Origin of the sequence: Streptomyces sp. SID5910 (genome assembly GCF_009862125.1) — a bacterium.
In the GTDB taxonomy this organism is placed as follows: Bacteria; Actinomycetota; Actinomycetes; order Streptomycetales; family Streptomycetaceae; genus Streptomyces.
This window is the reverse complement of record NZ_WWHX01000101.1, coordinates 1-11576: the sequence shown is the minus strand read 5'-3', so window position 1 is coordinate 11576 and position 11576 is coordinate 1. Positions and strand designations below refer to the sequence as shown.

Below are 11576 nucleotides of genomic sequence, written 5' to 3'. Positions count from 1 at the left end.
GGGAGGGGGGAAAGGGATCGACCGGAAGCCGCCGTAGCGGGGGTGAGCGTGGCACGCGGGTGCGGTGTCCCTCGCGGGGCGGGAGCAGTCCGTACGGGCTCGGCACGGGAGTCGTCCGATGCCGGCTGCCTGGTCTCGGCGGTGGTGGCGGACCTGGGTGCGGCCGACCGCTGAGCACCGGCCGGGCTGGGGATACGGCAGGGGCCGGCCGCCTCTGCGGGCACGTGCTGGAGGTCGGCGGGCGAGCGGCAGGCGTCCGAGGGGGCCGCGTCGTCGGCCGAGGTGTCTGTGGTGGAGGTCGCGTCGGCGGTCGACGGATCGGTGCTGGTGGCGGCAGGGCCCAGGTCAGTGGCTGATGGACCTGCGTCGGTGGCGGAAGGGACCGGCCCCGTCGGCTGACGGGGCTCCGGGGAGGGATCCTCCTCGGCGTCCCGACGCCGAGGTCCCGGATGCGCCCCTTCCGCCCCCGACCCCGGTCCCATGTCACCTACCTCGTCGGCCAGTTGATGTACGAGGATGCCGTGACGGTAGACCGTCTCGCCGATGTCGGCGCACGTACTGCCGTACACGGCGAGGCGGTTGCCGCTCTCCTGCACGACCTCGACGGAACGGCGGCCCGTGCGCGCCTCCTTGACCAGGAGAGCGGCGAGACGGGCCGCGTGCGGGGTGCGCACGGAGACGCGGGGGCGCAGGCGGGTCCGGGAGAAGTCCGCGGCCTCCTGGTCGGCGACGACTCTGCCCTTCTCCAGCGTGACGACGTGGTCGGCGACGCGCGCCGCTTCCTTGGGGTCGGACGTGCTGAACAGGACGGTGCCGCCCTGCGCCGCGTGAGCGCGCAGGGCACCGTGCAGCCAGCGGGCCTCGCGAACGGAGAGCGCGCCGGCCGGATCGTCGAGCACCAGGGTGTGCGGATCGGCCAGCAGCGCGCAGGCCATTCCGAGGCGCCGGTCCATGCCGCGCGCCAGGGTGCCGAGGGGTTCGTCGCGCAGACTGACGAGGCCCACCGTCTCCAGCACTTCGTCGCTTCGCCGGACGGGGACACCGGCAGCCGCGCACAGCATCCGCAGATGGCCGCGGACGGTGCGGGCCGGGTGCCCGGGCACATCGCCCAGCAGCACGCCGACTTCGCGGGAGGGGTGGGCGATGCGGTGCAGGGGGCGGCCTCTGAAGTAGGTGATGCCACGGCCGCGTTGGAGTTCGAGCATGAGTCTGAGCGCCGTCGTCTTGCCCGCGCCCGGGGCTCCGAGCAGTGCGGTGACGCGGCCCGCGCGCGCCTCGAAGGAGACGTCGTCGACGGCGGGCGGGTGCTCCTTGCGGGGGTTGCTGGTCAATCCGAAGGCCTGGATCACCCGCAGCAAGATAGCGCGCAAAACTCTGCTTTTCGGGCATCGTGCGGCTTTTCGGGTGTAACAGGGGCGGTCAGGCGGGCCGTCGCCGGCCGCTCACAGCCGGACACGTCTGGTCGCCCGGGCCCCGGCGTCACACCTCGGGGCGCAGCATCGGCGGGTTGAGGAGGGTCGCGCCGCCGGCCCGGAAGAGCTGGGCGGGACGTCCGCCCTGGCGGGTGGTCGTCCCGCCCGTGGGGACGAGGAAGCCGGGGGTGCCCGTCACCTTGCGGTGGAAGTTGCGCGGGTCGAGGGCCACGCTCCACACCGCCTCGTAGACGCGACGCAACTCGCCGACGGTGAACTCGGGCGGGCAGAAGGCGGTGGCCAGCGACGAGTACTCGATCTTGGAGCGGGCCCGCTCCACCCCGTCCGCCAGGATCTGGGCGTGGTCGAAGGCGAGCGGCGCCACCGGCTCGCCGTCATGCCCGTAGCCGCCCTGTTCCAGCAGTTCCTCGACGGGCGCCCAGCGCGCGTTGCTGGCGTCGCCGCCCGCCCGGGGCGCGGGCAGGTCGGGGGCGAGCGCGAGGTGGGCGACGCTGACCACACGCATCCGGGGGTCGCGCTTCGGATCGCCGTACGTCGCGAGCTGCTCCAGGTGGGCGCCGTTGTCCTGGGCGGGCGCGGCGGGGTCGTGGACGCGCAGTCCCGTCTCCTCGGCCAGCTCCCGTGCCGCCGCCTGCGCCAGGTCCTCGTCGGCCCGTACGAAACCGCCGGGCAGGGCCCAGCGTCCCTGGAACGGCGGCTCGCCCCGGCGCACCGCCAGCGCGCACAGGGAGTGGCGGCGCACGGTCAGCACGACCAGGTCCACGGTGACGGCGAAGGGCGGAAAGGCTGACGGGTCGTAGGGCATGCGGCGATCATAGTCGTCTGCCTGACGATAAACACTCCCTTCACCAGCCGCTTCGATGACTGATCCACTCCGGTGCGGCGCCCGCGCCGGTGTCTGCGGCCCCGTCCCGTGCGGGCCCCGTCGAGCCAGGTCACAGCGCCGGTCGCACCCCCTACTCCCCTCCCCTCGCGGGCTTGCCCGAGCAGGTGTCTCCCGGGCGGGTGCCCCGTCCGCCCGTCGCCTTTTTGCCCGAGGCCCGAGGGCGCGTACGGCTCGGCCGCGTGGTGCCGGGGCGTGTGCCGTCCACCGGATTGCGGGGACGTACCACCTTCGCCCCCGGCTCGCGGTTCTGCGCCCTCACCCGGCGCCGGGCGCTCCCGTCGGCCCCGGCGCCGGAGCGCGTCCGGCGCCGACGGCTGCCCTCCGCCCCGCCCTGCTCCGGGGGACGACCATCCTCCGCCGCACTGGAGTCCGCCGCACCTCCGTCCGCCGCGCCGGCCTCCGCTCGCCCGCTGTCGGCGCGCTCGGTGCGCTCGGTGCGCAGGCAGCGGCGGACCGACTCGGGGTCGAGGCCCTCGTTGCAGGCCTGGTGCAGGAGCCGGGCGAAGAGGTAGTCCGGGTCCGCACCCAGGGCCATGGCCAGGGCTTCCCGGGCTTCCAGCTCGTCGCCGACGGACCAGGCGACCCACCCGGCGAGCGTGAGGGGCGCGGCCGCGTGCTCGCCGTAGGGCCCGACGCAGCGGCGGGCGAGTGCCCGCCACAGGCGCAGCGCGGGGGCTGCCTCGTCACCCTCCATCCACGCCGCCGCGCGGTCGCGCGTCGTGCGGTCCTGGAGGCCGAGGATCAGCGTCGCGGCCTCGTCGTGTCCGAGCAGCCGGTCGTCCCGCAGGTCCTCCTCGGGCATGCCGGACGCCGGAGGGGCGTCGGCCAGGCGGCTCATGACCCGTTCGGCCAGGGCGAGCGTCTCCTCGGCCACGTCCGCGCGCATGGCGTCGTCGAGGAGCTGGAGGACGATCCTCGTGCCGGCGGAGTCCAGCGCGGCCTGCTGTTCGCGTGCCGCGGAGTGCTCCCACGGGAGCAGCCTGGCCCGCAGCTCACGCAGCGAGCCGCGCACCTGGATGCCGGCGTAGGTGGCCGCCGCGGCCAGCACGGACGTGCCCGGCAGTCCCATGGGAACGCCCTCGGAGGGGCAGCATGCCTGGTCGTCGCAGCAGTACGACCAGAAGCGTCCGTCCGAGATGCACAGCGCCTCGACCACCGGTACGTCGAGAGTGCCGCACTCGACCCGCAGCTTCTGGGCCAGTGGGCGCAGGCGCTCCATCACCTGCCGGCCGGTTTCGCCCGGGGACGGTTCCTGGCAGAGGTAGGCGACCATCTGCTCGGGGCGGGCACCTCGGCGCTCGCTGCCGGTCACCAGGCCGTGGACCAGCTGTCCGGCCGCGCTCGCCCAGTCCTCCTTGTGCGCGGGGATGCCCAGGCGGGCCCGGCCGCCGAATCGGCCCCGACCGTCCCGGTCGCGCAGGGCGACCAGGACGATGCTGTCCTCGGGGCGGTACCCGAGCAGATAGGGCAGGGCGTCCGCGAGTTCCGCCGGTGTGCGCAGGGTGACCTGTGGCTCGTCACCGGGTCCTTCGCACGAGGTCTGTGCCGCCCGGTCCGGGGCGGGCCCGGTGATGTCGCCGTTCTCCGCGGGTCCGGTCGCTTCGCTGTGGTTCGTCATGGCCCGACGATCTCGCGGATCACAATGTTCCGCTTTGCCCTGTGGATAACTCCAATCAGGGACACGTCACTCCGGGCCGCCGTTGTCCCCACCCCTCCCGCCCGTCGCGCCGAGTGTCAGTCCCGTCCTGTTGTATGGAACGCATGGAGCACACGAACAACGCGGACCTCCGGACAGCGGCCGACACGGTCCTCGCCCGTCTCGTCGGGGACGCCACCGGCGCCGCCCGGCTGCGGGAGGACCAGTGGCGGGCGATCGAGGCACTGGTCGCGGACCGGCGCCGGGCCCTGGTCGTCCAGCGCACGGGATGGGGCAAGTCCGCGGTCTACTTCGTGGCCACCGCGCTCCTGCGGGACCGGGGCAGCGGCCCCACCGTGATCGTCTCCCCGCTGCTCGCGCTGATGCGCAACCAGGTCGAGGCCGCGGCCCGGGCCGGCATCCGGGCCCGGACCATCAACTCGTCCAACACCGAGGAGTGGGGCGCCGTCCAGGACGAGATCGCCGCGGGCGAGGTGGACGTCCTGCTGGTGAGTCCCGAGCGGCTCAACAATCCCGACTTCCGCGACCAGGTGCTGCCCAAGCTCGCCGCCGCCACCGGGCTGCTCGTGGTGGACGAGGCCCACTGCATCTCCGACTGGGGCCACGACTTCCGCCCGGACTACCGGCGGCTGCGCACGATGCTCGCCGACCTCCCGCCCGGCGTGCCGGTCCTGGCGACGACCGCCACCGCCAACGCGCGCGTGACCGCCGACGTCGCCGAGCAGCTGGGCACCGGGGGCACGTCGGACGCCCTGGTGCTGCGCGGACCGCTGGACCGGGAGAGCCTCAGTCTGAACGTGCTGCGGCTGTCGGACGCCGCGCACCGGATGGCCTGGCTCGCCGACCACCTCCACGAGCTGCCGGGCTCCGGGATCATCTACACCCTCACGGTGGCCGCCGCCGAGGAGGTCACCGCGTTCCTCCGGCAGCGCGGCCACACCGTCGCCTCCTACACCGGGAAGACCGAGAACGCCGACCGTCAGCAGGCCGAGGACGACCTGCTCGCCAACCGGGTCAAGGCCCTGGTCGCCACCTCCGCGCTGGGCATGGGCTTCGACAAGCCGGACCTGGGCTTCGTGGTGCACCTCGGCTCGCCGTCCTCCCCCATCGCCTACTACCAGCAGGTCGGCCGCGCCGGACGCGGTGTCGACCACGCCGAGGTGCTGCTCCTGCCGGGCAAGGAGGACGAGGCGATCTGGCAGTACTTCGCCTCACTGGCCTTCCCGGCCGAGGACCTGGTGCGCCGCACCCTCGACGTCCTCGCCCGCGCGGAGCGGCCCCTGTCGCTGCCGGCTCTGGAGCCTCTGGTGGAGCTGCGCCGGTCCCGCCTGGAGACCATGCTCAAGGTCCTCGACGTGGACGGCGCGGTGCAGCGGGTCAAGGGCGGCTGGGTCGCGACCGGACGGCCGTGGACGTACGACGCCGAGCGGTACGACTGGGTCGCACGGCAGCGCAGGGCCGAGCAGCAGGCGATGCGCGACTACGCGTCGACGACGGAGTGCCGGATGGAGTTCCTCCAGCGCCAGTTGGACGACGAGGGCGCCAAGCCCTGCGGCCACTGCGACAACTGCGCGGGCGCGCGTTTCACGGCCGACACCTCCACCGCGGCCCTGGACGCGGCCAGGGCCGACCTGGGCCGGCCCGGTGTCGAGGTGGAGCCGCGCCGCATGTGGCCGACCGGTCTCCCCGCGATCGGCGTCGAGCTGAAGGGCCGCATCCCCGCCGGTGAACAGGCGGCGCCGGGGCGGGCCTTGGGACGGCTCTCCGACATCGGCTGGGGCAACAGGCTGCGCCCGATGCTGGTCGCGCACGCTCCCGACGGGCCGGTGCCGGACGATGTCGCGAAGGCCGTCGTGACGGTGCTGGCCGACTGGGCGAAGGGGCCGGGTGGCTGGGCCTCCGGTGCCGCCGACGCCCCGCCGCGTCCCGTCGGCGTGGTGACGGTCGCCTCGCGCTCACACCCTCAGCTGATCCATTCGCTCGGCGCTCGCATCGCCGAGGTGGGCCGGCTGCCGCTGCTCGGCTCGGTCGAGTACACCGGGGAGGCGCCGCCGGTGTCCCGCAGCAACAGCGCGCAGCGGCTCAAGGCGCTCGACGGCATGCTCGCGGTGCCTCCTGCCCTGGCCGCCACGCTCGGCGGCCAGGAGGGCCCGGTCCTCCTCGTGGACGACTACACGGAGACCGGCTGGACCCTCGCGGTCGCCGCCCGGCTGCTCCGTCGCGCGGGTGCCCAGGGGGTGTTGCCACTGGTCCTGGCCGTGCAGGGCTGACCGCCGGCCACTGCCGGCACGGCCGGGCAGGGTCTCTCGCCGGCGCCCGGGGCGGTGCGCCCCATGCGTCGCCCGGTGCCTCTCTGGGTAGGGATATAGAACGCGCATCATCCGATAACGGTCGACGGTCCCAATTGCTCGTTGCCGCATCCCAGTTCGACAGGAAGAATTGAAGTCCGCTCCCCGCACGGCTCGTCCGTGTCCCGGCAGGGCTTCACTGCGGTGCGCGCTCCCCCGAATCCGACCCCGCCCGCAGTGTGGGCGCGTAGCCGAAGGGAGGAACGTGACCTTCGGATTCGCCTCGTCCTCGGCGGCATCTCTGTCGCCGTCCAACGCCGCCGCCACCCGCCTGCTCGAACCCGCGGAGTGGGCATCGGCCGGAATCCCGCTGCTGCGCAATCCGCGGGAGGTCGTCAGCGGACTGCACTCACGGCACCGTCCCGGGCCGGCGACCGCGATCGTGGCCGTGCTCGATCCGGACGAACGGCTGCGCGCGAGCGCCTCGTTCACCAGCCGCCGCGCACCGGCGGACGGGTGGATGTTCCGCAACGCGCTGCTGGCCCAGCTCCGCCGGGTCATTCCGCACGACCTGCGGCGCCGCACTCCGGTGCGCACCGCCGTACTGCTCTACTGCCGTGAGGGCGACGCGCGCTGGACGGAGGAGGACGGCGCGTGGATGTGGGGGCTGCGTGACGCCTGTACGTTGCACGGGCTGCGCTGCGGGGCGTACATCACGCTGACCCGTGACGGATGGCAGGTCCTCGGCGAGGGCCGCGGCGGGCGCCGTCCCAACGCGGTGTCGGCACCGGAGCCGTTCGCCACGTCGGAGGCACCGCCTCCGCCGCCGCGTACCGGCGGTGTCGCCTCGGACGTCCTGCGCCGCGCGGCGGCCCGCTGAGCGACGGAGGGCCGGCGTGCCGTTTCCGTACGTCCCCGGAGCCCCGCTCCGAAGAGGTAGCCCCCGGCCCTCGCCCCCGGCCATCGGCCCCCGGCGGCAGCAGGGCGACGCCGCCGGGGGGGCCGTCGCCGAGCTGACACAGCAGACCGCAGACCCGACACCACGAGGGGCCCGGACCGCCGCGCGGCGGCCGCAACCCACGGTTCCGCACCGGCCGTTCGCCAGACACCGTCCGTTCGCCAGAAACCGTCCGTGCGCAAACACCGCACCGACACCCGACACCACGCCCGCGCCGCGCCCATACCGTCCTGCACGGCCCTGCACGGCGCGCCAACCGACTGTGCCGCGGCGAGACTTGGCCCGCTCCGCGGACGGGCAACGGCGCGACCCGGCCGGCGTCAGCCGCCGAGGCACGCCGATGCCGCCACCGTGCACCACCCGGGTGCCGGCGCGGCCACCGGCGTCGTGCCCGGCCTCCATGGCCGAGGCCCGGCGCCGGGGCGCGAACGGCTCAGGCGCTCGCGCCCAGCACCGAGTTGATCCGCTGCGGGTCACCGCAGACGATCAGCAGGGCGCCCGCCCGCGAGTGGGCCGCCGACAGCGCGGTGACGGCAGCGGGCTCGGGGCCGCCGTTGAGCGCGACGACGACCACGGGACGCGCCGCGGCACGGTCGGCGACGGCGGCGTCCGCGTAGAAGACGTCGTCGCCCGCGTCGTGCTGCGCCCAGTAGGCGGCATCGCCGAAGGACAGTTCGTGGGCGGCCCACGGGTGCGGTTCGCCGGTGGTGACCACCAGCACCTCACCCGGGGTGCGGCCCGAGTCCAGAAGCAGGTCCACCGCTTCCTCGGCCGCGTCGAGCGCGCCCTCGGGAGAAGCCGGGATCAGCTGGATCTGCGGGCCGGCCGCGGTGGCTGCGGGAGCGGCCGGGGTGGCCGGACCCGAGGGTCCGGGCACGGCCGGGGCCACGTCGCGCGAGGTGCGCTGCGCCGGAGGCGTCGGCCGCAGGGGGCCGGGACGACCGGGGCGCGGCGGAGCCGCAGGACGGGGACCGGGTACGGGGCGGGGGGTCGGCGCGGTGCGGCCGCTGGCCGGAGTGGCGCGGGGACCCTGGGCCTTCTCGTGAATCTGAGGCTCCTCGGGAATGAGAGGCATGAGCTGATTTTTATCAAACATTGGTGCGGCTCGCGTCGGCGGGTGGCGCATGCCTGCGAGCGGAAACGTCAGAAGTCGAAGCCGAGCTGGCCCTCGATCTCCGGAACGCTTCCCTCCACCCAGGTGCGGACCTTCTTGAGGTGCCGCCACCGGGGCAGCGCATCAAGATACGCCCACGACAAACGGTGGTACGGGGTGGGACCCCGCTCCGCCAGTGCGGCCTTGTGCACGGGCGACGGATACCCGGCGTTGTCCGCGAAGGCGAAGTCTGCATGGTCGATGCCCAGTTCGGCCATCATTTTGTCGCGCTGGACCTTGGCGAGCACCGAGGCCGCCGCGACCGCCACGCACGACTGGTCGCCCTTGATCACCGTACGGACCTGCCAGGGCGCCCCGAGGTAGTCGTGCTTGCCGTCGAGGATGACGGCGTCGGGACGGACGGGCAGGGTCTCCAGGGCACGTACCGCGGCCAGTCGCAGCGCCGCGGTCATCCCCAGCGCGTCGATCTCCTCCGGGGAGGCGTGCCCCAACGCGTAGGACGTCACCCAGCCCCGCAGCTCCGCGGCGAGCTCGGTCCGCCGCTTGACGGTGAGCAGCTTGGAGTCGGTGAGGCCCGTCGGGGGCCGGCGCAGTCCGGTGATCGCCGCGCAGACGGTGACCGGGCCGGCCCACGCGCCGCGCCCCACCTCGTCGACACCGGCGATGATCTTGGCTCCGGTCGTGGCGCGGAGTGAGCGCTCGACGGTGTGAGTAGGTGGTTCGTACGGCATGGCGCCCTTAGCCTACGCCGCCCCGGACCTCCGGTGACACCCCGGTTCCCCGAACAGCGCCGGGCCGCTCTCAGCCGGGGGCGCTCACCTCCCGAAGCCGGGATTCAGGCACCCTCGGGACGCAGCAGCGGGACCATCAGCTGGTCGATCATCTCCTCGACCTCCTGGTCCGTCCATTCGCAGCCGCGAATCTTCGACCGGTACATCATCATCGCCGGCACGGCGTCGAAGACATAGCCGTTGGCCGCCTCCTCGCGCACCTCACCCCGCTCGATTCCGCGGGTGATGACCTCACGGAGCATCCTGATGGTCGGCTCGATGACCCCTTCGAGGATCACGGCATGGAAGCGCTCCGCCTGCATCGTGTCGCATTCGTGAATGACCGCCCGCAGGGCGAACCCGGGGCGCGAGAACATCGCGTCGCGAGCCCGGCGGCACAGCGCCAGAAGATCGTCGCGCACGCTCCCGAGATCGGGAACGGTGTCGTAACTCGGCAGCCCGGACCGCAGGGCGTCCGCGACCAGGTCCTCCTTGGACGGCCAGCGGCGGTAGACCGCCGCCTTGCCCGTCTGGGCACCGGCGGCCACACCCTCCATCGTCAGGCCGTTCCAGCCGACGGTGCCGAGCTGCTCCAGCGCGGCATCGAGGATCGCGCGTTCGAGGACCGCACCGCGCCGACGGGAGGGCGTCTGGGCGGGGGCGGCCCAGTGCGAGGAAACCATTCGAGGAGCTCCAGAAGGCAAGAAGCGGTTTTCGGGGGACGGAGACGCGACGCGCGGCCCACGACGGGGGACGGGACACGCGACAACGACGCGAGTGAACGCTTGCGTTCACTGTCGGGGAGTCACTACCGTTGACGCAACAGTGAACGCGATCGTTCACTAAGTCATTCGTGGGGGACACATAGTGACGACCTCTTCCTTGATCAAAGACCGGAAGCCGGGAGCCGCCCGCCGGGAGGGACATCCCGGCATCGCGCTGACGGTCATCGCGGCCTGCCAACTCATGGTGGTACTCGACGCGACGATTGTGAACATCGCGCTCCCGCACATTCAAGAGGCACTCGCATTCAGCACCACCGACCTCACGTGGGTCGTCAGTGCCTACACGCTCACCTTCGGCGGTCTGCTGCTCCTCGGCGGCCGGGCCGGCGACATCCTCGGCCGGCGCCGCGTCTTCATGACCGGCATCCTGCTGTTCACCTTCGCCTCGCTGCTCGGCGGCTTCGCCCAGGAACCCTGGCAGTTGCTCGCGGCACGCGTGCTCCAGGGCATGGGAGGCGCGATCGCGTCACCCACCTCACTGGCGCTCATCACGACCACCTTTCCGGAAGGACCCGAGCGGAACCGGGCCTTCGGTGTCTTCGCGGCGGTCTCCGCGGGCGGCGGCGCCATCGGTCTGCTGGCGGGCGGCATGCTCACCGAGTGGCTCGACTGGCGCTGGGTGCTCTTCGTCAACGTCCCGATCGGCATCCTGATCGCCGTGCTGGCCCCGCTCTACATCAGCGAGTCCGAACGGCACTCCGGACGCTTCGACATCGCCGGGGCGGTGACCTCGACGGCAGGCATGGCCTCCCTCGTCTACGGCTTCATCCGCGCCGCCGACGAGGGCTGGCGGGACACCCTCACCATCGGGTCCTTCGCGGCGGCGGCGGTGCTGCTGCTGGCCTTCACGCTCATCGAGTCGCGGGCCAGGGAGCCGATCACGCCCCTGAAGATGTTCGCCGACCGCAACCGCTCCGGCACCTACGTGATCATGCTGTGCCTGGCCGCGGCGATGTTCGGCATGTTCTTCTACATCGTGCTGTTCGTGCAGAACGTGCTGGGCTACACCCCGATCCAGGCGGGCCTCGCCTTCCTGCCGGTCACGGTCGTGATCGCGATCGGTGCCGGTCTGTCGCAGCGCTTCCTGCCCGTGTTCGGCCCGAAGCCGTTCATGCTCGTGGGCTCGGCGCTCGCGGCGCTCGGACTGGGCTGGCAGGCCCTCATCAGCTCCGACAGCTCCTACGTGGGCGGCGTGCTCGGCCCGATGCTGATCTTCGGCTTCGGCATGGGCCTGAACTTCGTGACGCTGACGCTCACCGCGGTCTCCGGAGTCGCCCCGCACGAGGCCGGAGCGGCGTCCGGGCTGCTCAACGCGATGCAGCAGGTGGGCGGATCGATCGGTCTGGCCATCCTGACGACCGTGTTCGGCACGGCCAGCAAGGACGAGGCGACCAAGCTGCTGCCGGACTTCCTCACCAACAGCACGCCCGAGCAGCAGGCGGAGTTCGCCAGGACCCACCAACTGCCCGCCCCCTGGGGGCACGAGGTGCTGGCCGAGGGCATCTCGGCGGCCTTCATCCCCGCTGCCGCCATGGCTTTGCTCGCCCTGGCCACGGCATGGCTGGTGATCCGGGTCCGCAAGAGCGACCTGGAGGCTCTCTCCGGCACGGCAGGGCCCGGGGCGGGATGACGGCGAGCCCAGGGCGTCACCTGTCGGCCGGGTGACTCGCCGGCCACCGCCCAGC

At 73.0% G+C, this 11576-nt stretch carries 9 protein-coding genes; 3 read left to right on the top strand and 6 right to left on the bottom strand.

Translation table 11 applies throughout. The features are described from left to right. From GTW67_RS03745 to GTW67_RS03735, 3 genes are all read right to left on the bottom strand, one after another. Positions 1–1349: ABC transporter ATP-binding protein (locus tag GTW67_RS03745; RefSeq protein ID WP_346010552.1), on the bottom strand; the 1349-nt coding region annotated here is incomplete at its 3' end. A gap of 130 nt (positions 1350–1479) precedes the next feature. Further along, complete coding sequence (locus GTW67_RS03740; RefSeq protein WP_161163360.1) at positions 1480–2238, bottom strand: NUDIX hydrolase; 759 nt, start codon at positions 2236–2238, stop codon at positions 1480–1482. Positions 2239–2389: 151 nt separating this feature from the next. Beyond that, positions 2390–3937 carry a DUF4192 domain-containing protein gene (locus tag GTW67_RS03735; protein WP_161163359.1) on the bottom strand — a complete coding sequence of 516 codons (1548 nt, stop codon included), beginning with the start codon at positions 3935–3937 and terminating at the stop codon, positions 2390–2392. Positions 3938–4080: 143 nt separating this feature from the next. On the opposite strand from GTW67_RS03735, the gene GTW67_RS03730 reads away from it, so the two are divergent. Beyond that, positions 4081–6246, top strand: coding sequence for a RecQ family ATP-dependent DNA helicase (locus tag GTW67_RS03730; RefSeq protein ID WP_161163358.1), 2166 nt, complete (start codon positions 4081–4083; stop codon positions 6244–6246). A gap of 283 nt (positions 6247–6529) precedes the next feature. After that, the gene (locus GTW67_RS03725) at positions 6530–7144 is read left to right on the top strand and encodes a hypothetical protein (protein WP_161163357.1); all 615 of its coding nucleotides are present in this window, start codon (positions 6530–6532) and stop codon (positions 7142–7144) included. 511 nt (positions 7145–7655) lie between these two features. Here GTW67_RS03725 and GTW67_RS03720 read toward each other — a convergent pair. From GTW67_RS03720 to GTW67_RS03710, 3 genes are all read right to left on the bottom strand, one after another. Next, positions 7656–8297, bottom strand: a complete 642-nt coding sequence (locus GTW67_RS03720) for a hypothetical protein (protein WP_161163356.1) — start codon at positions 8295–8297, stop codon at positions 7656–7658. Between the two features lie 68 nt (positions 8298–8365). Then, the gene (rnhB, locus tag GTW67_RS03715) at positions 8366–9067 is read right to left on the bottom strand and encodes a ribonuclease HII (RefSeq protein ID WP_161163355.1); all 702 of its coding nucleotides are present in this window, start codon (positions 9065–9067) and stop codon (positions 8366–8368) included. Positions 9068–9171: 104 nt separating this feature from the next. Next, on the bottom strand, positions 9172–9789 hold the full coding sequence (locus tag GTW67_RS03710) for a TetR/AcrR family transcriptional regulator (RefSeq protein WP_161163354.1): 618 nt from the start codon (positions 9787–9789) through the stop codon (positions 9172–9174). Positions 9790–9973: 184 nt separating this feature from the next. Here GTW67_RS03710 and GTW67_RS03705 point away from each other — a divergent pair, with 184 nt between their 5' ends. Next, positions 9974–11521 carry a DHA2 family efflux MFS transporter permease subunit gene (locus GTW67_RS03705; protein ID WP_161163353.1) on the top strand — a complete coding sequence of 516 codons (1548 nt, stop codon included), beginning with the start codon at positions 9974–9976 and terminating at the stop codon, positions 11519–11521. Positions 11522–11576: the final 55 nt, after the last annotated feature.